The organism is Dyadobacter sp., assembly GCF_017744695.1.
Lineage (GTDB): Bacteria > Bacteroidota > Bacteroidia > Cytophagales > Spirosomataceae > Dyadobacter.
In genome coordinates, this window is sequence record NZ_JAGIAS010000003.1 from 73054 (window position 1) to 96125 (window position 23072).

The 23072-nt window shown below is 50.8% G+C and carries 19 protein-coding genes; 4 read left to right on the forward strand and 15 right to left on the reverse strand.

Features of this window, described 5'->3' with window-relative positions; genetic code table 11:
• Positions 1-9: 9 nt before the first annotated feature.
• The 7 genes from J7619_RS12335 to J7619_RS12365 form a co-directional block, all read right to left on the reverse strand.
• Positions 10-198, reverse strand: coding sequence for a hypothetical protein (locus J7619_RS12335; RefSeq protein WP_291198501.1), 189 nt, complete (start codon positions 196-198; stop codon positions 10-12).
• A 17-nt stretch (positions 199-215) separates the two neighbouring features.
• Positions 216-692 (reverse strand): GNAT family N-acetyltransferase, encoded by a 477-nt coding sequence (locus J7619_RS12340; RefSeq protein WP_291198504.1) that lies wholly within the window; start codon positions 690-692, stop codon positions 216-218.
• 58 nt (positions 693-750) lie between these two features.
• On the reverse strand, positions 751-2235 hold the full coding sequence (locus J7619_RS12345) for a SusD/RagB family nutrient-binding outer membrane lipoprotein (protein WP_291198507.1): 1485 nt from the start codon (positions 2233-2235) through the stop codon (positions 751-753).
• A gap of 11 nt (positions 2236-2246) precedes the next feature.
• A complete protein-coding gene (locus J7619_RS12350) occupies positions 2247-5456 on the reverse strand; it encodes a SusC/RagA family TonB-linked outer membrane protein (protein ID WP_291198510.1) in 3210 nt (1069 codons plus the stop codon).
• A 135-nt stretch (positions 5457-5591) separates the two neighbouring features.
• Positions 5592-6515 carry a nuclear transport factor 2 family protein gene (locus J7619_RS12355; RefSeq protein WP_291198513.1) on the reverse strand — a complete coding sequence of 308 codons (924 nt, stop codon included), beginning with the start codon at positions 6513-6515 and terminating at the stop codon, positions 5592-5594.
• Between the two features lie 233 nt (positions 6516-6748).
• The gene (locus tag J7619_RS12360; RefSeq protein WP_291198516.1) at positions 6749-7597 is read right to left on the reverse strand and encodes a CHRD domain-containing protein; all 849 of its coding nucleotides are present in this window, start codon (positions 7595-7597) and stop codon (positions 6749-6751) included.
• 153 nt (positions 7598-7750) lie between these two features.
• On the reverse strand, positions 7751-8725 hold the full coding sequence (locus J7619_RS12365; protein WP_291198519.1) for a hypothetical protein: 975 nt from the start codon (positions 8723-8725) through the stop codon (positions 7751-7753).
• A 168-nt stretch (positions 8726-8893) separates the two neighbouring features.
• Here J7619_RS12365 and J7619_RS12370 point away from each other — a divergent pair, with 168 nt between their 5' ends.
• From J7619_RS12370 to J7619_RS12385, 4 genes are read left to right on the forward strand one after another with little or no spacing between them, the layout of a single operon-like run.
• Positions 8894-9970, forward strand: coding sequence for a sensor histidine kinase (locus J7619_RS12370; RefSeq protein ID WP_291198522.1), 1077 nt, complete (start codon positions 8894-8896; stop codon positions 9968-9970).
• Positions 9971-9982: 12 nt separating this feature from the next.
• Entirely contained in the window at positions 9983-10492 is a 510-nt protein-coding gene (locus J7619_RS12375) for a hypothetical protein (protein ID WP_291198525.1), read from the forward strand.
• Between the two features lie 18 nt (positions 10493-10510).
• Positions 10511-11011 (forward strand): hypothetical protein, encoded by a 501-nt coding sequence (locus J7619_RS12380; protein WP_291198528.1) that lies wholly within the window; start codon positions 10511-10513, stop codon positions 11009-11011.
• Positions 11012-11035: 24 nt separating this feature from the next.
• A complete protein-coding gene (locus J7619_RS12385) occupies positions 11036-11743 on the forward strand; it encodes a LytTR family DNA-binding domain-containing protein (protein WP_291198531.1) in 708 nt (235 codons plus the stop codon).
• Positions 11744-11745: 2 nt separating this feature from the next.
• Here the strand turns inward: J7619_RS12385 and J7619_RS12390 are convergent, their stop codons facing one another.
• From J7619_RS12390 to J7619_RS12425, 8 genes are all read right to left on the reverse strand, one after another.
• On the reverse strand, positions 11746-12204 hold the full coding sequence (locus J7619_RS12390) for a DUF3368 domain-containing protein (protein WP_291198534.1): 459 nt from the start codon (positions 12202-12204) through the stop codon (positions 11746-11748).
• Positions 12188-12415: a UPF0175 family protein gene (locus J7619_RS12395; protein WP_291200333.1), complete on the reverse strand. Its 228-nt coding sequence runs from the start codon at positions 12413-12415 to the stop codon at positions 12188-12190. The genes J7619_RS12390 and J7619_RS12395 overlap by 17 nt, the downstream gene beginning before the upstream one ends.
• A gap of 120 nt (positions 12416-12535) precedes the next feature.
• Positions 12536-14527 carry a GDSL-type esterase/lipase family protein gene (locus J7619_RS12400; protein ID WP_291198537.1) on the reverse strand — a complete coding sequence of 664 codons (1992 nt, stop codon included), beginning with the start codon at positions 14525-14527 and terminating at the stop codon, positions 12536-12538.
• Positions 14528-14670: 143 nt separating this feature from the next.
• Complete coding sequence (locus J7619_RS12405) at positions 14671-16203, reverse strand: RagB/SusD family nutrient uptake outer membrane protein (protein ID WP_291198540.1); 1533 nt, start codon at positions 16201-16203, stop codon at positions 14671-14673.
• Between the two features lie 28 nt (positions 16204-16231).
• On the reverse strand, positions 16232-19645 hold the full coding sequence (locus J7619_RS12410; RefSeq protein ID WP_291198543.1) for a SusC/RagA family TonB-linked outer membrane protein: 3414 nt from the start codon (positions 19643-19645) through the stop codon (positions 16232-16234).
• 36 nt (positions 19646-19681) lie between these two features.
• Complete coding sequence (locus J7619_RS12415) at positions 19682-20692, reverse strand: FecR family protein (protein ID WP_291198546.1); 1011 nt, start codon at positions 20690-20692, stop codon at positions 19682-19684.
• 268 nt (positions 20693-20960) lie between these two features.
• Entirely contained in the window at positions 20961-21494 is a 534-nt protein-coding gene (locus J7619_RS12420; protein ID WP_291198549.1) for an RNA polymerase sigma factor, read from the reverse strand.
• 211 nt (positions 21495-21705) lie between these two features.
• Positions 21706-23070, reverse strand: coding sequence for an enolase C-terminal domain-like protein (locus J7619_RS12425; protein WP_291198552.1), 1365 nt, complete (start codon positions 23068-23070; stop codon positions 21706-21708).
• Between the last annotated feature and the right edge of the window lie 2 nt (positions 23071-23072).

The window sequence follows — 23072 nt, forward strand, 5'->3', positions numbered from 1 at the left end:
TTGCAAAGCCTATTCGGCATTACCGGCTGAATGGGCTTTTTCCTTTTCGATCTCTGCTTTACGAGCAAGAAACCAATTACTCATCCATTGAATGTCCTCCTCTGTCCTGTCGCCTTCCCAATGCATCATGGGTCCTTTGGGATCCTCTCCTTCCCATAAGTCGACCTCCTTCTTTTTTCCCTTTGATATAGATTCCATAACTAAATTTAAACAAATTAGAAGTATAAATCAATAAGTCGTTTTGCGTTGACGGAGTCTATAATCATGCGCAATCCGAATAAATGCCTTGCTCCGAAACGTTCATAGTAAGGGATCAGCCTGTTTTTGGCATCGAAATAAATACACCCGTCCAAACCTTCATCTAGCGAAGCTTTACAGCATAACGCCACCATTGCTTTACCAACTCCGTGGCAGACCGGCTTTCCATGCTTATTGGTATCGCATGTTTCCATATTGGTACATTCGAGCGCACCGGTACTCGGCCTAAAAGCTACCAGCCCCTGGATCGCCCTGTCGTCACCAGCTTGCAACTTATAAATTGTATATTTTTTCGCGAGCGTCAGGAAATTGAACTGAAAGTGGTTTCTTGACCCAACCAATTCGCTTTGCGTCGCAGGTGACGCCACGGCATCTACCTTTTCACCCGTGGCATTGAAAGTAAAAGCTGATGATAGTGTGTATATTTTTGTCATGCGGTAAAAATACTGAAACCGGTCGCAACGAACGGTACTCGTTACGACCGGCTGACCATTAGTATTTATCCCACCAATTCTTCGCTCCCTTACTATTTCTACCTCCCAATTTTTCCAAGGCCGTCCGGTAATGTGCCCCGTTGAGCGAGGCTTCCACGACCGGATAACTCATGCGTTTGGAGACGTCGGTAACATCCGGGTCGAGGGAGCCGTCGGCGGGCAGGGCAAAAATGGCCTTGCCGGTGATCGGGTCCTTGAAATCCAGACGGAGACGTTCAAGCCAGCCCTGAATGCCCTGGGTGTACATGGCAATCCATTTCTGGGAACCGATACTGTCTTTCCATTTGGCAGCATTATAAGGCACTTTTTTAAGATAAGCGGTAATGTTTTCCTCCCGTATACCTGCGAAGCGCATGGATGCCGTGACCCCTTCCTGGTAGTATTGGGCCGCCGTCCCTGTGAGGCCCACTTTCAGCTCCCTTGCCTGAATTTCTGCCAGCATGAATTTCACTTCTGCCAAATCCAGCCAGATCGTCGGGGCAGTGGCGCCTACCGCGTAATTGGATGGCAAACTCACCCGCGTCGGGTCACCGTTGGAACTTGCGTTGCTGCTTCTTAGACCATACACTTCACCCACATAATCATTGGTATTCAAACGAGGTTGGGCGAAAACAGGCAACCGGGGATCGTTGTACAGTTTGAGGTAGTCAATAAACGGCTTGGACATTGAGAAGTCGACGCGCACTTTGAACGACTGGTTCATCGGGTTGTTGTTGGGCGGCGAAGGCAGCCAGCGAAACAACGCACTTTGCTCCTGCGTACTGATAATGCCGCCATTGGCCGGATCGAGCGCTTTTTTAATCGCTTCGGTTGCTTCGGCAGGTTTCACGTCGATCATCCGCAAGGCAATTCGGAGACGAAGCGAGTTGGCGAAACGCTTCCAGGCATGCACATCGCCTCCGTACAAGACATCGCCGGTAGCATAACTCGGCTGGGCAGTGTCCAGGATTTTCACCTGCTCATCAAGAGAGGTCAGCAGGCCAACATAAACCTCCTCGCCGGTATTGTAGACAGGCGTAACATTATCTGCATTCAATGCTTCGGCGTATGGGATGGGACCGCCGTAAATGTCCGTCAGGAAATGGTAGGTATAAGCCTTCACGATTTCGGAAATCGCAATACGGTTTTTGAAACCCGGCCACTGCGATTCCTGCTCCACCTTTTGCGATTCATGTAGCTCATTCAACACGTCGGTGTAAAAAGTGTTCCACATGATCTGGTTGGTGTTCTCGCGGATCTGGTAGCGACTCTCACCGGAATAGTAGGTCGACGACCAGTATTGTGCATAGTACATTCCGAAACGACCGTTGTTCCACTCGTCCGTAATATTGGTGGAAAAATTGTATTGGGCGTTGGTCAGCAGTTGCGCCGAAGTGGCTCGCTCCGCGCGGTTCGGGTCCTTATTCATTTCCTCAAAACCATCGGTGCATGCGAGCACCGAGGTTAGCAGCAAAGCGGTAGTTATTTTCCTGATGTTTTTCATAGCTGTTTTCATTAAAATCCGAAAGAAACGTTCACGCCCATCGAGCGGACAGAGGGCAATGCGCCGCCTTCCAGTCCTTGCCAATTGGAGATCGAGTTGGTGATCGCAGTGGGATCGACATGTTTGGAATTTGATTTGATCAGCCACAGGTTACGACCTGTGAGCGATACGCGCACCTTGCTGAACGGCGTTTTGGATACCCATTCCTTCGGCAGACTGTAACCGAGATTGATCTCACGCAGATAAATGTAGCTGGCGTCGATGACGTCTACCGAATTGATATTATCTCCTCCGTTGCTGAGGAAATGATCCTGTGCCGAGATAACCACGTCGTTGGGCGTGCCATCCTCTTTCACACCTTCGGCAATAATACCGTCCTCACGAATGCTTCCGATTGCGGTTTCTTCGAGGATACCGGTCTCACGGCCAAACATTTGGGTTGTCGAAAAGAAGCTTCCCCCTTTCTGAAAATCGATCAATGCCGAAAGGTTAAAGCCCTTATAACGGAATGCGTTGATTACCCCTCCCGTGAAAGAAGGCAGTACGGAGCCAAGCACTTTCTGGTCGTCGGAGCGCACGTACACACCCTCCTCGTCCACGATCTTCTGGCCTTTTTCATTATATACAAAATCATAGCCTACAATGGAGCCGAACGACTCGCCTTCACGGGCTTCCAGTTGTACCGCGAACGGCGCATTGGCCAGTACCATCGTTTTCTGGTCGGTAGTAAGTCGCACGATCTTATTGTTATTCTTCGCCCAATTGAGGGTAACATCCCATTTGAAATTTTCCGTCGAAACCGGCGAAGCGTTCAGGCTTAACTCGATGCCTTTGTTTTGAAGCAAACCTGCATTCACATATTTATAAGTAGCACCGGTGGCGGCAGACCGGCTCAGCGGAATGATCTGGTTACGGGTGCGGCGGTTGTAGTACGACAAGTTCAGTCCTACCCGATTGTTCAGTACCTTCAATTCAGTCCCAAATTCATATTCCGAGGTGATCTCCGGTTTCAAGTCCGGATTCGGTAATGTATTCGGCACCGAAACGCGCGAATCCGTACCAAATGGCTGATAGAGCAGGTATGCGAGGGTCACATTGTAAGGATCGGTGTCGTTGCCTACCTGCGCGAGCGCCGCACGGAGTTTCAGGAAATTCAACCAGTTGGCATCGATCAGCCCCGACGCGATCCACGACACCGAACCGGAAGGATAGAAATACGAATTGTGCTTCACCGGCAAAGTCGAGGACCAGTCGTTCCGCGCGCCAAGGTCGAGGAACAGCATTTCTTTGTACCCCAGAGAAGAGCTCGCAAATACCGAGTTGATGCGCTTTTTAGTTTTCAGGTCGGTAATGTCCGGTCGTCCCATCGACGCTTCGAGACTGAATACGTCCGAGCTCAGGCCGTCCACGGTTTTGGAAATGAGTGTCGAGCCGGTACGCGTCATGCGGTTCACGCCGACATTCGCATTCCAGGAAAAATCACTGGTAAACAGTTTATTATAAGACAGCAAACCCTGAATGTTGTTTTCCAAATGGCCATATTTGCTCAACCAGTATTGCGGGGTGTACTGCGAACCGATGGCTACCCGCTCTTCCTGTGTTTCAAAATAGGTATCGGTCATGTATTTCAATTCCGCGGTGAGCCCTTCAGCCAGCTTGTAGTTGGCGGCGAGGTTACCAAAAAAGCGTGTACGCCCGTCAGTTTCGTAGTTTTTGTGCCTTACCCAGTACGGGTTGTTCGAATACCGCGGTGTGGGATTGAACCACGACGAACGATTCCATGTGAGTTGCGTGCCATCGGGAAGTTCATATTCCTTCATTTTATTAAAATCGATCTGCCGCTGGCCCCACTGGGTAAACTGCACCATTACATTCGCACCGTCATCGCCGTAACCGGTACCGGGCCTTCCTTTGGCCGAATGCGTCACAAAATTCGCGGCACCCGAAATCGTCAGATTTTTGATGGCTTCGTAACTGGCATTAATGCTCGCGTTATGTCGCACGAGTTTGGAATTGGGCAGAATAAACTTCTGGTCGAAATTGGAATATGAAATCCGGTAGGAACCTTTTTCCGTAGCTCCGTCGAGTGAAATATTGTGGTTGAAGGTGCTTCCCGTTTCAAAAAAGCTTCTGATGTTGTTTGGCTGCGCCTCCCAGGGTACTACTTTTCCGAAGTCCGGGTTCTTGCTATCCTTGTCCCAGCTCCAATATGGCCGGTAAAGCTGCCCCTCAAATTTCGGCCCCCACGATTCGTCGGTCGCATATTGCGGCAGTAAATCATAGCGCCCGCGCCCGTCGTTGTCGTCATAGCTCCCCTTCCGGTCGTCTGGGAATGCCTCGGGGTGCTCATTATAATACAACTTCTGAAAGTCATAGCCCCCGCCGTACTTGTTCTGGTAACGCGGCAGTTTATACACTTTGTCGATATTATAGCCAAACGTATAGCTCAGATTAGGTTTCCGCGACTTGCCGCCCTTTTTCGTTGTGATCACAATTACACCGTTCGAGCCGCGGCTGCCATATAATGCGGTGGCCGCCGCTCCTTTAAGCACGGTCACATTCTCGACGTCGTTCGGGTTCAAATCCTGAATAGAGTTTCCGAAATCGTAGCCGCCCGCACCGCGTTGTTGTTCGAGCGAGTTGGTGTTCCGGTTTTCCATCGGCATTCCATCGACCACAAACAGCGGATTGTTGTTACCATAAATCGAATTGATACCCCGGATATTAATTTTCGCCGAGCCGCCCATCGAGCCTGTATTGCCCGCCACCTGCACACCCGCAAGCTTACCCGAAAGCGAATGTACGAGGTTCGCCTCCCGCACGTTGCTCAGTTCGCCGCCGTCGAGCTTCTGCGCCCCGAAACCAATCGATTTTTCCTCCCGTTTGATCCCCAGTGCGGTTACCACCACTTCGCCCAGCTGCCGCGTGTCCTGCGCCAGTTTGATATCCAGCTTCGAGCGGCTACCTACCTTGACTTCCTGCGTTTCAAATCCAATGTAACTGAAAACGAGCACGGTAGTATCGCTACCTATCTTGATTGCATACTCGCCGTTCCCGTTTGTTTGCGTGCCGACATTCGCATTCCTGATCTTGATATTAACGCCCGCAAGCGCGGTCCCGTCGTCCTGGGCGGTCACCGAGCCGGTCACCGTCCTCTCCTGTGCGATCGCATGCATTGCCGGGAGCAAAAGCATGCACCATAATGAATAGATATTTTTCATGGTATATATGGATTGGTAGAAAATACGCACGTGTTGCCTGCGCGTAGGACGCGGCAAAGGAATGAAGCCATGCGCCAGGCATAATGCTCCTCCGCACCGGCCGAAACGCCGGTGTGAAAATGAATGCGTTAGTTTTTAACGAAACAGGCTAACCTGCTCGGCAACGATCTTCCAGCCCTCCGGCCGGCGCCGCCACACGCGGGTAAAGACCCCCTCCACAGTTTTGTCTCCCTTCACGGCTTTTGCTTTGCCGAAACAATAAGCGAGATCACCTGCTTTGGAAATACCTTGTCCTGACCTGACAAATTGGTATGATTGAATTGGCTGCCGTGCTAATGTACCAAGCGCTTCGGACCTGGTTTTTCCGAATGGCTGGTCGCTTCTCAGCACCACGACTTCCTCCGCCAAAAATTGCCGGTAGGCTTTGTCAGCATCCTTTCCCGCTACCGCCGAAAATGCCTCCTCCGCTTTCCATGGCTGCGGATCGCTGTCATTGACCTTTGGAATGGGTGAAATATAAGCATATGCCGTGTTGCTCTGCGGTTCGGGATCGCGCTGAAATGCTTCCGTGGCGTTGCCGGAGTGGATCACACCGCCGTCGAGCATGACCTTGAATTGTCCCGCCGCATTCTTCTTCCAGACAGAAAAGAAGTAACCCGAACCAACCGCATCCTGCGTCCGATCTGCAAAAAATTGAAACGGACCGGATGTGAAACCCATATCCCCTCCCTGTGAAACGTGGGCTATGATCGGGTACCATTTCAAGAGTTCTTTTCCGCCTTTCGGCACTTTACTGTATCGGGCAACGCCGCTAACTGCCCCTTCCCCATTGAATATCATTCCCGCACTGTCCAGATACGCCAGAAAGGCCGTCGGGACATCGGTTTCCGTCGCTTTCGCTGCGAATGCGCGCTCTTCCCGGATAAGCAAGTCCAGATCCGGGTCTATCTGCTGTGACTGTGCACTATATACGCAATTCAAAAATAAAAAGGCACACATTCCCCAGCGCTGGTAAAAATGCCGGGTATGCAAATGCGGAACATGTACAAGTCGGAACATTTGGAACGATCAGGTTAGGAGTTATAACGCAATGATACAGCATCTTACGGAATAGTAAAAGCAGTGAAAGATCCTGTCGACGAACGACCCCAAGTATCGGCCAAATGCATTTGTAGAATAAAATTGTCGTACAAATACCTCGATATGCCGTTCGTCGGCTTTTTGGTCTATTTAAATAAACAATCCCGCCCCAAGGATCAGGGACGGGACTGCATGTTATAGCCTTGAAAGGATCAGAATACAATCTGTCCGCGGATTTCTCCGCCCGGGTGGAGCACATTGTGGATGTTGAAATAGTATAGCCCGTTGAGCAGCTCCGTTTCCTTGATTTTCACACCGTCCACCAGCACCGAATTGGAATATTCACCCGACAAATCCTTGGGAAAATTCGCGAAAAAGTCGTGTTGAATAGGCGCGTTCGCACCCGGGGTGGCCGTTCCGTGGATATGAGAGCCTGTCGGCGTGGCTTCGAGGTCTTTCCATTTGATGAAATAACTCAGCAACTTAGTCGATTTGTTGTACATCACATCCACCGTTCCCGTTCCGGCTGAAACGACAGGCGGCACCTGCTGCGCCCCTTGAAGCGGCAAACCTTTGGCGATCACGATATTCGGTTGATCGTAAAACTCGATTTGCCCGCGAATCTCACCGCCCGGGTTAGCGGGTGTATGAATGTTGAAATAATAGAGCCCGTTCAGCAGGTCGCTTTCGTTGATACTCGTTCCGTCCACAGTCACAGTAGCCGAGTAGGAGCCGGTTGTGGTCTTTGGAATAGCCGAGAAGAAATCGAATTTGATACTTGCATTTGTTCCCCGCGCCGCTGTACCGTGTATGTGCGCGCCAGTGGGAATTCCCGTCAAATTGACCCAATTGAGCGTAAAAGAGAGCAAGTGAGTCGATTTGTTATACGAAACATCGGCCCAGCCGGTAGCTGCGGTCTTCTTGGCCGGCAGCTCCTGCGAGCCGCTCAACGGCAAGCCGTTCTGCCTGACAACATCCTGAGGGGTATCGTGGTCGTCACATGCCGCAAACAGCGCGACGAGCAGCCATACCAGTCCAAACTTACATAGAACTTTCATCATTTGGTTTTGTTGGGTTGAGTTGAGTTGAAAGATTCATATAAAGTATTCCTTTAAAATTACAATTAAACACCCACAGTTGCAGGCAACCGGGATGAATAAAACGTTAAGAAATAATTTATCAAGCCACAACTACTCAGGCCATTATCCGTGGTATTACCCGAGATAAGGCTTCCCGAAACGGCGCCACCAAAGCAAAGACAGAATGATGGGAAAACAATAGGCCACCCAGAAGAAGCGCCCGTCGGTGTGGGCGGAAAAAAGCGTGTAAAACCATAACAAATACCCTCCTAGCGTACCTACCCATAATGGCAGTTCAACTTTCCAGTCACTTTTTATAGCCCCGCCGAACCTGAATACATAGTAGCAACACAAAGCCCCCGGAATGCCAAAACTCAGGATAGAGCTCAGGTAGGCATGCGAGCGGGTAAAGTTATCGACAATACGCCAGGTAATTGGTTGCCAGAAAAGCATCGGCGTGTTGCCGTGACCGTTGGGAATATATTTTTTCACAAGGCCCCATACCAACAGGTAAAGCAACAACCCGGCAGCCGCAGAATAATACCATCGGGTATTCTTTTGGATAAATGCATATGCCATGGCAACGGGGATCAGCAGTACGATTCCTTCCTTGGCAATAGTTCCCAAAGCTACGGCAAGCAGAAACAGGACATGGTTTTCTTTATAAATGGCATATGTTCCGGCAAATATCATCAACAAAACACCCGAATCGACGTAGCCGATCGTACTGTAATAAAATGTCGGAAAGGAAATGACGAATAAATATAAACCAGCCCAAACAAGCTTGTCGTCCAGCCCGAAATGTTCCAGTAATTTATAAAGGAACCAGATGGCCGTAAGCAGGAAGATAACATTAATGATATTGATAGATGTCATCGGATCGAACGGTAATTGTGAGGCCGCGATCGTCACGAGCAAGCGTTCATTAAATGGGGCCTGCAAGTGAAAGGCAACAGGCGCACCTCGCAGAAACTCCACATTTCCGATATAAAAAGCGGCATCTCCCAACGAGCGTTTTACCAGCAGATCGTTCCGGTTGAATCGCACCGCGACAATAAGAAAAAAGCAAATAAGCAACACGGAAGGGTTTCGCCAGAAATTGGAAGGCATGTGTGTACGTTAAAAAGTAAATACAGGAAAATTAGCGGGTTCTAAATTAGTAAAATTTAAGAAACGCGGTCACCATTACTTTCCTCTACTTTTTTGAGCGTTGGTCGATATAATTTCATCCGCAGCATTCTTTTCCATTCATTTACCACATCATTTCAACACGCGCCTATGGAAACGCACTTCCTGGAAAAGCAAATCCGGTTTCCGCTCTCGAACCGCACAGTAACAGTCAAGTACGCGCTGGTGCATGCCTGTTACTGGGTGCTGGTGACGGGTTTTTTCCTCTACGAAAAGCGCTATCTGATCCACAAGGCAAGCCTCAATTATTTCGCGATCTGCGTGGTCGCCCGTGTAGTCCTTCTGATCGTCATTGCGTATTTGAATCTCCATTACTTTTTGCCTAAATACCTGTTAAGGAAAAGGTATGGTGCATATTTCGGGATGGTACTGCTGTCGATTCTCGGTTACCTGTTCATCCAGTCCTTCTTCGACTATTACCTGTACGGCTATGTCATCGGTCCGATGCGGAACAGTAATATCATGGAAGCGCTTTCCTACAATTTTTTCAGCACACTCTGGTACCTCATGCTGATGGTAGCATTAAAACTGAGCATCGATTGGTATGAGCAACAACGTATCCTGCAAAAGATCGCAGTTGAAAAGCTCAATGCGGAAGTTAATTTCCTCCGCTCACAGGTGAACCCTCATTTTCTTTTCAATATCCTCAACAACCTGTATGCATTGACCTTAAAGAAATCGGACCTGGCGCCGGAAGTGGTATTGAAATTGTCGGAAATGATGGAATACATGCTTTACGACAGTGACGACAGCACGGTTTCGCTCGACAAGGAAATCAGCTATTTGCACAATTACATCGAACTCGAAAGGATCCGCTACGACAACAACCCGGACATTTCGCTGGAAGTAGCCGGTAACCCCGACGGAAAAGAAATCGCCCCGCTACTGCTATTACCATTGGTCGAAAATGCATTCAAGCACGGTGTGAGCCGCAAATCGGATAAGGGCTGGTTGCACGGAAGGATACGCGTCGGAGCCTCTGCGCTCGAAGTGACAATCGAGAATAGCAAGTCTAACACGACGGCGAAAGATAGCAAAGGCGGGATCGGCCTGGCTAACCTCCGCAAACGGCTGGAACTGCTCTATCCGTCGCGCCACAGTCTGCGGATTGATGATCAAAAAGATCGTTTCAGTGTTTTTATGGAAATCAATTTGGTCCACACATAATCAGAACCAGTCATGAAAAAATCCGTTTGGCTTCCGCTTTTCCTGCTCGCTGGCTTGGTTGCTGCGGGCTGGGTCATGCCCGAAAACGTTGTCTCTCCCGAGCCCGAAATATTCGTCGCCGCCACCCCCTGCGACGCTGTTCCGAGGCACCTGCTTGACATCCCCGGCCACCTCGATTGCGAAATGATCAAATGGCGCCTCACCCTGCGCCGTGATCCGCGTAACCTTGGCCGCGACGATTTCAAATTGCAATACACCTACGGCATGACAAAGCCCGGCACGCAAGGCTTCATGGACGATGGGTTCAGCAAGGAAATTTCGGGTAAATGGGTTATCTCGAAGAACCCAGGCAAAACACCGGGCAGGCAGATTCTCACCCTGCTACCTGTTGCGTCCCAAAGTACCATTACCCTGTTGCAAATGAGCGACCGAATGCTGCATTTGATGGATATGCAGGGGAATCTGATGATCGGTAATGCGGGTTTCAGTTATACTTTCAACAAACAGAGCTCCAATCTGTAACAAAATGATCTATTGGCCATGAAAACGTTATTCTTCATTGCTGCCTGCCTCATTACGCTGCAAAATGCGGTCGCGCAATCTGCTTCGCCGGCTAATATCCCTTCCAAAACGACAACCAGGCAGCCCATTGCCGAAGGCGCAAACGTTTGGGGCGTATTTCATGGGCGCGTCCCCTGCCAGACCATGGCGCCGGTCATGCACATCTCCGTCCAGGCCAATTGCGAAAAACTGAAATGGGGATTTACATTCTTTCACGACCCGCAAACCAAACAGCCGACCACCTATGAATGGGGCGGCTCGCTTTTCCGCGACAAACCACGCACAGGCAAATGGGCGCTCATCCGCGGTACCGCCGAAAACCCCGATGCTACCGTCATCCAGCTCGACCCCGACCAGCCCGCAAAATCGATCTTTCTGCTAAAAGGTGATGAAAATGTGTTATTTGTACTCGACGGTTCGAAAAAGCTCATGGTCGGCGGTGATTACCTGAGCTACACTTTCAACCGGGTTACCAACTGATTATTCCGACCAAAAACGCGACGTATGCTGCAATGCGTGATCATCGACGATGAACCTCTTGCGAGGGAAATACTGGAAGAATACCTGCAAAAATCGGGCGTTGCGAGTGCCGTTCAGTTCGGCAACGCCCGCGACGCCCTCGCATACCTGCAAGCGCACGAGCCCGACGTCCTGTTTCTGGACATCGAAATGCCCGAAATGAATGGCATCGACTTTCTGAAATCGCTCCCGCAACCGCCTGTAACCGTTTTCACCACCGCCTACCGCGACTATGCTTTCGAAGGCTACGAGCTCGGCGTGATCGATTTCCTGCTCAAACCTATTTCCTACACCCGCTTCCGGCACGCCTTAGAAAAAGTGGGTGATTTCCTGCAACTCAAAGAACAAAATACCAACCTGGAACAGAACCTCTCGGAGGAAAAGCCCGACTTTATATTCGTCAAAAGCGGTGTCCAGCGCGTCCGTCTGGCCTTCGACGATGTTTCCCATATCCAGGGCCTGAAAGACTACGCCATTATTCACACCGGCTCCGGCAAAGTCGTCATCAAAGGCTCGGTGAAAGCCATGCTGGACATTTTCCCACCGGCCCGCTTCCTGCGCGTGCACAAGTCATTCATCGTGGCCATCGATAAAATCCGGCGTATCGAACGAAACCGGATCATCTGGGGAAGTTACCAGATTCCGATTGGCAGGAATTATAAGGAGGAGGTGATGCGGGTGGTTGGCCGTTAGTGCTATTCTCCGGCGAGGAATAGTATTTGATCGAATACCTTTTGGGAATATCGGAAATTTGTCTGTTGAATCTTTTCCAAAAGCGGCCTTACCGATCCGATCATATTTAATCTTTTGGCCCTAAGAACTACACCAAGCGTTCCGGAGATAGCCAATCCGATTCTTTGCGCAACTTTTCTAGCCTTATAATCATCCAGAATGACAAGAACCGAATCCAGCTCCAAAGCCAATGCGATTGCACTCGCTTCACCTGGATCCAAATCGAAATCATGTCGGAGATTTGAGTTGCTTACCGATCGGACGGTAAACCATTCGGGCAAATCAGATCCGAATTCGCGAACGATTTCATTAGTAATCGTAACGTTACCAAAAATTGATTTCAGAAGGTCGAGCTCACCAATTTTCTCCAAGAGGATAAGGCAGCTGGTGTCGGCGATGATTACTTCATATTCTCTCTGCATCGGCTATCATATCGGAGACTGGATAATTTAGTAATGATACCCCATAGTCTCCCAATAGTTCTGCAAAGGTTCGCTTGGTAAGTCCGGCCATTTCAGCCGCCTGACCCAACGAAAGCTTTCCCGATTCATACAGTTTTGCTGCGATAAACCGAACTGTGTCATTCTGATGTTCCCCGAGGCTGTCGGGTACTTGTAGTGTGATTGTTGTCATAATAGTAAAAATACAAAATCTTTCAAGCTTTGGCAATCGCTTGGTAATTACCGGACGAACTTGGCAGATCACCCATAAATCCTTGGCGATTGCGCAAGGCTTGTGGTCCGTTCTGATGACTTACTGTGGCCTTGTAAGGGAGCTTACCAACTGCAACGCAGTCTCATCATGCGCATTCAGATGCAACACCTTCCTCGCATACAACAACGCTCCATCCCGGTTGTCCATTTTGTAATAGGCCGAAGCAATGCGGTTGAGTACGGAAACGTCCGACGAATCGGCTGGTAATCGCGACCGGAGCGAGACCACTTCGTGTACGAGCGCTCGTACAGGCGTGAGATTTAAACCCGATGTGTTGTTCCCAATCGCGTAGTCGAGATAAGGAATGGCTTTTTCCGGCTCGTCCTGTTTGAGGAACAATACAAAAAGATAGCGGGCTGTTTCGAATGATGGCGCGAGGCCGAATGCCTTTTTAAAACTAAACATTGCACTTCGTTCATCGCCCAGCTGACCGCTCAGCATGGCGGATTTGGAATATAATGCGGCGCCTGTCGGTTGTTCCAGAATCAATGCTTCTACGATTTCCCGCGCGTCGCGATAATTTTGGCCTTCCAAATAATGATTATAGGCCTGATCCATCGCATTTTCCCACGAAATGCGCCGGTAAGCCAGATCGAATGCGACCCGTTCTTCGAAGGTTTCAGTTTTTACGGAATCCCGGTCCAGGACCGCATTAAACGGCCAGCTACTTTTCAGATTGGCCACTTTGTAAACGCCCGCAAGTGAATCGATGGCCGGTACCGGCATGGCCCTTCTGAGTTGGGCGAAAGACATTTCCCTACCAGCCGCCGGATTGAAAAATTTCGCCCTTTTCAACGCCTCGTAAAATACATCCGAAAGCAATGCATACCCTTTCAGATCCGGATGGACATGTTCCAGTACCAGGTCTTTTCCAATGACTCCACCCGGCGACGCTGCTTCGAAAATATGCTTTGCGTCTACCAAATGCGCGTTGGAATGCCTGCCGACGAGGTCACGGAGAATCCTGTTAAACTCTTCCGGCGCCCTGAAACGCAGTCCGTCCAGATCCCGTGCATTACCAAAGTAGGTCCGCGCCTCTTCCATGTTGCCTCGCGCAACTTCGAGCTGCCCCAGATAATAGTTGCAAAGCGCATGCGAGCGGTAGTTTTCAGCAGCTTTTTTGAAGTGACGATATGCCTGCGCACTATCCGCTTTTTGCAGAAAATCCAGCGCCGCCTGATAGTTCTGTGAAAACGATGGAAAACGCGTGTTATCTACCGGAAAACTTACGAAAGGTTTAAGATCACGCTCATTGCTGACGAGATTGCTCACAAAAACAGGCACATTTTGATTGGCGAAAATATCCAGCACTTCGCTCATATTCGCCCGAAACTGCTCCACCCCTCGCTTGTACAACTCCGACTGATACGGAATCTGCTGGTCCGCCACCATGCGTTGCATACGCGTGCCATCATTTTCTATCCTGCGAGTTGAACCCCATGCCAGTACCTTTTGATACAAATCAGCACCCAGCTGCATGATTTTGAAGGAACGCAGTCGCAACACGGCATTCACCAACGCAGGATTGCCTCCAAATTGCTCGGTGGAGCCCACGCCCATAGCACCATAATACTCATTGTGCCCGGTGTAAATCAAAACTGCATCAGGCTGGTAGTCGACCAGCTCGCGCGCAAAGCCCAGCACAGTATAGGAGTTCACGGCCGTCAGGGCCAGATTCACGATTTCAAAATGCTGGTCAGGGAACGTGTGTGCAAGGCGATATTGCAGCCAGCGGTGGAACGAGCCATTGTGAAAATAAGGATAACCAATGGTCGTCGACTCGCCCAAAACGAAAATGCGACGGGTACCGGAAGGTTTTGCCTTCAGAAAAGGTTCCACGTTACCAGTCGTCGCATTCTTCTGATGAACGAAGTATCGTTTGGACGCGTCAGGGTTTAGGTATAGGTAATTTTTGTTGTTTGGATATTCGATAAAAAGGCTCAGGTCGTGGCCGTAATGCAATAGCCTCAGACCGCATTCGAGCAATGCCAAAAGGCAAAAAGGAACCGTAACACTGATGATTTTAAACATCAGTGCGCGGCTTTTGAATAATTTCCCGTCTTTAAATACCATGTGTCGTGCTTGTCACCCTGAGCGGAGTCGAAGGGTATTTGTACGACGTCCTCCACCTATCGGTAAGGACTGTCTTCGACTCCGCTCCTGACTGACATTAATCAATACCCGTCATTCTGTTTCCACTTCGGATTCCGCGCCATTTCATTCACCGGAATCGGTGCCAGGTATTTTTGCGCAAAATTGGTATTGGCCGGGATCGGGTTCTCTTCTGCGCTGCGCTCGGCTACGATCTTGGGCAAAAGCTGCAAACGCACAATATCGAACCAGCGCACGCCAAACTCGCCCGCGAACTCGTACGCACGCTCGTACACGACCGAATCGCGGAATGCATTGGCCGAAAGCCCGGGCGTGAGATTGGGCAGACCGGCACGCTTCCTTACCTCGTTGACCGCCGCATAACTTGCCGCCGTAGGGCCGCCTCCCGACATCGCTGATGCTTCTGCATAAGCCAACAGCACGAGCGGATAGCGGATAATGTCGTATACCTTGTTGGTACTCGGGTTAATCGAATTAATGGCCGTCTCCGTTTCTGAAACCCCGTCGCCATTCAATCCGGCGCGGAATTTCTTGTAGTAAGGGTGCCGCGCATGCGTTTCAGGCGAGTCCCATGATACGAGTTTGAATGTCTTGCCGTCGGGCTGGCGTAGTTTCAAAGTCGTGTAGAAAGTGTCGTCGGTGCGCTTGCATTTCGGGGCCTTTTTGTAAAAATTGATTTCAGGATAATAATCATCCCAGCCGCTCGAACCGTTTGTAGCCACTTCGTCCAAAGGCACGCTGGAAGAACCCGAGCTACGCAATGGCAGCCCGCCATTGACATTGTACTGCAACCCGAAAATAGACTCAGGCCCATTGTTAGTGGTAAATACCTGCGCATAAGGTGTGCTCAAATTAAACTGGCCCGATTTAATCACCGCATCGGCCTCCGCAGCTGCCTGTGCATAGTTGCTGGTTTGGTTCAATGGCCAGCCGGTCATGGTGAGGTACACATCAGCCAGCAGCGAGCGGGCCGCCATTTGATCAGCCTTACCGGGCGCGTTGTCAAATTTGACAGGGAGCAGCTCCTTCGCCTTCTGCAAATCCGCGATAATGGCCTCGTACACTTTCTCGATCGGGTCGCGGTCGGGACGGTCGTCGACGTCGATCGGCGTCAGGATCACCGGCACCGGCCCGAATGTACGTACGAGGTAATAGTAACCTAAGGCACGCAGGAAATAGGCTTGCCCTGCCGACTGGTTTTTCTGCTCTTCGGTCGAATTTACCTTGGCGTAATTCGCAATTACGTTGTTGGCCTGGTAAATACCCTGCCACGGTCCCTGCCATTGCGCAACCATACTCCCGTTACCGCTGCCACCGCTGAGCCGGTCGAAAAGGCGGAAATCCTCTTTGTTCAAACCCGGGTCGGTGGTAAAATCGTCGGAACCGAAATAGGAAGTACTGCGGTTGGTAAAACCCCACGCACCATCACGGGCAAACTGAATGTAAATCGCCGACACCGCGCCATCCAGATCCGACTGCGTTTTGAAATAGGTACCCGGTGTCAAGTTGGCTTTGGGATCCTCGGTCAGGTTCTGGCACCCCGAGTATGCCATCGCGCCCAGCAAAATCGATAGTATTGAATATTTGATTTTCATAATGCTCTTTTTAAATGTCATGAAACCCTTACAATCCCAGCCGCAGCCCCACTGTGTAGGTCTTCGCATTCGGAATCACACCCATTTCCAGACCCTGCGTAATGGCATTGAAACCATTCGAAACTTCCGGATCATAACCTGGGTACTTCGTGATCATAAACAGGTTCTGACCACTCAGGTACACTTCCAGGCTGCGGGTTTTGATTTTATTCAAAACCACTGCCGGCACTTTGTAGGTCAGCGACACGTTTTTCAGCTTGATATAGCTCGCATTGTAAACGTACCGGCTACTGTTGTTGAAATTCTTGCTGGTATTGCTGAATGCGGGGTTATCTGTCTCATTTTGCGGCGTCCAGATGTTGAGTGCGTCCTGCGTGGTAGCATTGCGCTGATCACCCAGACCACCCCAGAGATATGCCAGGGTTTGCGAATAAATCTGATTCCCGTGCGTGCCCTGGAACATGAAACTCAGCGAGAAATCGCCATAACTCACGTCGTTGATAAACCCGAATGAATACTTGGGCGTACCGTTCCCGATCGACATACGGTCGGCAGCGGTGTAGGCATGGTCGCCGTCCACGTCAGTGTATTTGGCATCACCGGGCTTCATACCGTATTTGGTCGCCTCTTCGGCCTCGCTGGTTTTCCAGGTCCCAAGGAACTGGTAGCCGTAGAACTCGCCCAATGGCCGTCCCACGCGCAGGATCGAAGCGCTGTTACCTGCAGAGCCGATCCCGTTCACAATCACATTGTCAAGTCCGCCGAGATCGGTCACTTTGTTGCGGTTGAACGAAATGTTGAAATTGGTTGTCCAGCGCAGTTTTCCGCTGCTCACCGGCGTTCCGCCTACTGAAAACTCGATACCCCGGTTCTCCACGCTGCCAATGTTGCGCAGGTAATCGCCACCGCCCATGTAGAATGGTGCCTGATAGTTATATAGCAGGTCGGAAATGTTCTTTTTGTAGGCATCCGCTGTGAATGTCAGGCGTCCACGCAGGAAAGAAGCATCCAAACCGACGTCGAACTGCTCGGTACGTTCCCATTTGAGGTTTTTGGAAACCGGAGCGCCCAACGGCGTCGACACGCTTGGTGTCGAACCATCATAGTAATACGCCGGTTGCGGGCCGCCGGTGGAGATCTGCGCAATCGTTGCGTAGGCACCCACGGCCTGGTTACCAGTCTGTCCGTAGCTCGCACGCAGTTTCAGATCGGAAAACACACGCGATTCCTTCATGAAATTCTCATTGGCCACATTCCAGCCCAACGCCAACGAAGGGAAAGTGCTGTATTTCTGGGTCAGGTGGGAAGAACCGTCCGTCCGGACCGCTGCGGTGAGCAAATACTTGTCTTTGTACGAATAGTTGACCCGTCCCATGTACGATTGCAATGCATCTTGAGAATAGCCAGAGCTGGTTAGCTGCGTAGCGCCCAGGCTCAGGTTATAATATCCCAAAGCATAGGACGACAGATTGTTGGCACGCGCATTCAGCGAAGTATTATTTCCATTCTGCTGCTCATACAAAGCCGTAAGCGTGATCGAGTGGTCGCCGAAGGTGTTTTTGTAGGTCAAAAAATTACTGTTTTGGAAAAATCCGCCGCGTGACGCATTGCCCTCTGCATACAAAACCCCATTGCTGGTACCCGGCCCGAACAGGTTCTGGGTGAAGCCCGTACGGATTTCGTAGGTATTAATCGTCGTAAACGAAAGCCCTTTCAGAATGCGGTAGGTCAGGATCGCCGTTCCGGTCACATTCGCCTGGCGGTTGTCGAACTGCTGATTGGTAGCTCTCGAAATAGGATTGTATTGGATGGAACCGTAAGGCGCTGTGTAAATAAACTGGCCGGTAGCCGGGTCACGCACGGGCGAGGTCGGGTCCCATTCGGTCGCCTGGGTGAACGGATCCACGAGATCACCGGAATAGCCATTGTTACGGCTTTTCGGCAACATGGCAGCGACGTTGAATTTCAAATCAATTTTGTCGTTCAGTTTCGCATCAATGTTCGCTCGGAGAGTAGTCCTTTTGTAATATTGGTTCAAAATCAAACCCGGCTGGTCGAGATAATTAGCCGAAAACAAGTAGCGGACATTCGAAGAACCACCCGATACATCAAGCTGGTAATTCTGGATCCAGGGCTCCTGGTGCAGCTCGTCCTGCCAGTCGGTACCACCGCTCGCTTTCAATTCAGCCAGCCGCTGGTCGGAGAATGCGGGCGCATTACCGGTAGACGCAAACTGCGCATTTACAGTTCTTGCAAAATCATAGGCATTCATCAGATCCAGCTTTCTGGGGATGCTTGCCTTACTGAACCACGTGCTGAAATTGACGCGCGCCTTCCCTTCCTTGCCCGTTTTGGTCGTGATCAAAACCACCCCGTTCGAACCTCTCGAACCATAAATAGCAGCCGATGAAGCATCTTTCAGAATTTCCAGCGACTCAATATCGTTCGGGTTGATGGATTCGATATTGCCCCCCACAAAACCATCGATCACATACAACGGCTCATTGGAGCCGGTAATGGAGTTGGCTCCGCGGATCCGGACGTTCAGGCCACGGCCGGGCTGCCCGCTCGAACTCGAAACCGTTACACCGGAGGTAGTCCCCTGCAACGCCTGCTCCACACGCACCAGCGGACGCTTGGCGATTTCCCGTGCCGAAACGCTGCTCGATGCCCCTGTAACGTCGCTTTTGCGCTGCTCGCCATACCCCACGACCACGATTTCATCCAACCCGCGCTCGCTTACCTGCATACCTACGTCAATGCTCGTGCGCCCGCCTACGACCACCTCCTGGCTCGCGTAACCCACAAAGCTGTACACGAGCACCGCTCCGGATATCGATTCGTCAGGGATTTCAATCTCATACTGCCCTTCGGCGTTGGTGGTGGTGCCACGTTGCGTGCCTTTGAGCACAATGCTCACGCCTGGCAAAGCGTCGTTCTTCTCGTCGGTCACTCTTCCGCGGACGTTGAGCACCTTCGGAGCATTTTCCGCGCCGATCGTATTTGCACCGGGCTGGGTATGCAGCGACGACTCTGCTCCGGCAGGTACGGTGTTCGCTGGCGGCAGCTGGGTTTGCCTCAGGCTCTGTTTCAGCTCCCGCATCGAATTCGCGTCGGCATCTTTCGGGAAAATGGCGTAAATCTTGCCATGTTTTTTGTATTCCAAACCGTTCGCTTTAAGGATACGGTCGAGGGTTTCCTCTATGCCTTCGCCATTACGGCTCTGGTACTGCACCTGCAATGACTTAATTTTATCATTGTGGTACATAAAATATACGGAATGCCGCTTTTCGAGGTCGCGCAGGACCTGATCGAGGCTTCGGTAGGATGGTTGCTCGCTGCGTTGGGGTTGTGGGACCTGTCCGCGGGCGAAAGTCTGGGCATTGGCCACAGAACCGCCCACGCATAGCATTCCCATCATGAGTAAGTTGATCTTTTTCATGAGCATTGGTTGAAGGTTTCGAAAAAATTTTAGCTGTTAGTTAGGCCGCCCACGGATCGTCACCCGTTGCTCCTGATGTGTAATAGTAATAGGGAGAATGGTTTCCAACGCGCTAAGCAGGTCGCCCATGTTGTCGGTCGGGACCACGCCATTCACGGTTTGTTTTTTCAATGAATCATTTTCAATGATAACGGTCACTCCATACGTCTCCCGGATCAGCACGGCGATTTCGGCTAGTGAGGCGTCATTCAAAGTCCAGCGGTTATTCTTCCAGGAGTACATCGGGCTCGCATCCGGCAGGTGGCGGATATGCAGCCGTTGTTTACTCCTCGAAAAATCGACCAGATCACCCGGCTTCATCTGAATTTCCTTTCCCGGACGGTCGTTCAGGCGCAAGTGCACGAGGCCTTCGCTAAGCACGACCTGCGTCTGGTCCTGGCGGGTATTGACATTGAACTCCGTTCCGCGTACCTCCACATTCAAGTCGTGGGTATGCACGGTAAATTTGACCGCCTGGCCTGCCTTTTTTAGTTTACTTACACTAAAAAAAGCCTCCCCGTCCAGCCAAACTTCCCGCTCGGTACGCCGGCCCCAGCGGTCAGCCACGCGCAGGCTTGAATTCGCATTCAATGTTACCAAGGTACCATCGGGCAGCAACACCCGCCGCGACTCGCCAAATGCCGTGTGAAAAGTGTGGCTCTGACCCTGCCGGTAGAAATAGCCTCCGAATGCGACCAGCAGCAGTATGACCGCCGCCGCTACTTTCAGCCAGATCATCCGGTTTCCGAAAACGATGACTTTACTGTTTTTCCCCTCTTCAATTCCCTGCCAGATGCGATCGACGGTTTCAGAGCTTGGCGTTACCTCTTCATCCGACGAGGCCAGCAGCACCATTTGGCGTGCCAGCTCGATATCCCGGGCTTTGGAAGGATTGTTACGCAGCCAGTCGAGCCAGAAGAGCTCCGTTTCGGGAGTAGGATGAAGCACCCAGCTGCAAAAAAACGCATCGGTTGCAAAATCCTCCGGCTCAAATGACAAATAATTCATGGAAAAATCTGGTTTTTCATCCTCTGATGAACAAATGGGGGAATGCAGTGCAGATTACCCTCTGAGGAGAGATTTTTTTTATAGAAATTCAAAATAGCCCAAACAAAGCTTTCAAATAGCCAGAAACAGAGCCTTCAAATAGCCATAAACAGAGCTCATGATACTTCCTTCCGTCATTTAAAAATGACGGCAATGGATTACAATGGATTAGTCTTTTGCTACTGTTTTCAAACCATGCAATAGACAGATCCTTTGCTATCATTTCAAATCATACATGAGCAAAGAGTAGGATTAATAGGGACAGGATAATTTCAGAATAGCCTGACAACAGCTCTCTTAGTCCCTTCATCGATTTTTGCAGCGTGTTGTGCACCGATTGCAGCGAGATGTTCATAATCTCGGCGATTTGCTGGTGGTTGAACTCGTGGTAATAGCGCAGGTTGACGGCCTCCTGCTGGCGCGGGGGCAGAAGGGTCAGCGCACGCCCAAGCGCACGGGAGCGGCCCAGTTCACTCTCGGTATCGATGAGCTCGCTTTCTGTCGAAACAGAAAAAAACCGGTGCTCGAAGGCGGAAATCTCCGCCCCGGCACCGGCCACGTTTCGGTTTAGCGGGTGCTGCGTGATCTTGCGGCGCAACACCCGGAAAAGATAGTATTTAATGCTGTCGGTCTCCGAAAGCCGTTTACGGCTGTTCCAAAGCTCGATAAACATGTCCTGGATCGAGTCTTCGACCAGCTGCGTGTCGACGGTCAGTTTATGCCCATAACGGTAAAGCATGTCGATATGGGACTTGTAAAGCATTGAAAAGGCCGTTTCATCCCCGTTTCGGAAACTTCTCCACAAGTCTGAATCATTCATAGGAAATGGTGCCGGAAAATTGGTCGATAAGTCCGGCAAACCTAAAATCCCACCCTTAAAAAAAGCTTAACAAAGCATTAACAGGCGCCGTTTTCGGCCATTTTTTTTAACAATTTCAATAAAAAATAGGCCGTTAATACTTAAATACTGGCTATCAGGGCTTTAAAAGTGTCCCATCGTTCTTCCTCACGGTCCACCGAGACTTGGTACCGATCGGATATTTAGCCGCTTCTTTCTCATTAATGTCGATGCCAAGGCCGGGCGTTTCATTCACATAGTAATAACCGTTCTTGATCGTCGGGCAGCCCGGGAAAACTTCCTGTACTTTTTCGCTAAACCGCTGCGACTCCTGAATACCAAAGTTCCATACCGCAATATCGATGTTATTGTTTGCAGCGTGCCCTACCGGCGAGGTATCGCCCGGCCCGTGCCATGCAGTTTTCACATTGAACCACTCGCCCAGGCGCGCCACTTTCATAGCCGGTGTAATGCCGCCCAGCTGCGAGATGTGACAGCGGATATAATCGAAAAGCTGGTGGGCCATCGGTTCGCGGAACTCGTTGATGTTGTTGAAAAGTTCTCCCATTGCAATCGGCACAGTAGTGCTTTGGCGCAGCTGTTTAAACCAACCCATATTCTCGGGCGAGAATGGATCTTCGATGAAATAAGGACGGTATTCTTCCAGTCCCTTGATCATATTGATCGCGTCCATCGGCTCCACCAGCTCGTGCATATCGTGCAGCAACTCAATATCCTCTCCGCATTTCTTCCGAACCATTTCGAACATTTTCGGCACACGTTTGAGGTAGGTACGCTGGTCGGAGAAGTCGTCGGACGCCCGGCCGAAGCCCGCGGTTTTGAAATCAGGCTTGATTTCGTCCATTGCTCCTACCCCGCCGTAGCCGCCCTGCTGAATGCGAATGTGCCGGAAACCTTCCGACATGTATTGCTGCACCTTGTCGGCAATGGCCTCGGGTGTGGGCCCGCTCGCGTGCGTGTAGGTATCCACCGCTATGCGCGCTTTGCCTCCGAGCAACTGGTACACAGGCATTTTGGCACGCTTGCCCTTGATATCCCAAAGCGCCTGGTCGAGGCCCGACAATGCATTGTTCAGCACCGGCCCATTGCGCCAGTAGGAGCTCACATAAGCCGATTGCCACATGTCCTCTATATTATCGACATCCTTGCCTACGCAAAATTCATTCAGGTAAATATTCACGGCAGGGATCACCACCATGGCGCGTTGTGTAAAAGTCGCACAGCCCAGGCCATACAGTCCCGGCTCGGATGTTTCGACCTTCACAATCACCAGGTTAGAACCTCCGGGAGCTGTGGTAATGGCTTTTACGTTGGTGATCGTCACCGGCGCCATTCCCTTGGCATATTGCGGCGTCTCGTAGCGCTCGGCGCGGGCTTTGGGGCTGTCGAACAGAGACAGCAGCCCGGCAGTGGACCCGGCCGCAAGCATTTTCATCGCGTTCCGGCGACTGTTTTCCGTGGGGTTTTCTTTCTTACTCATGA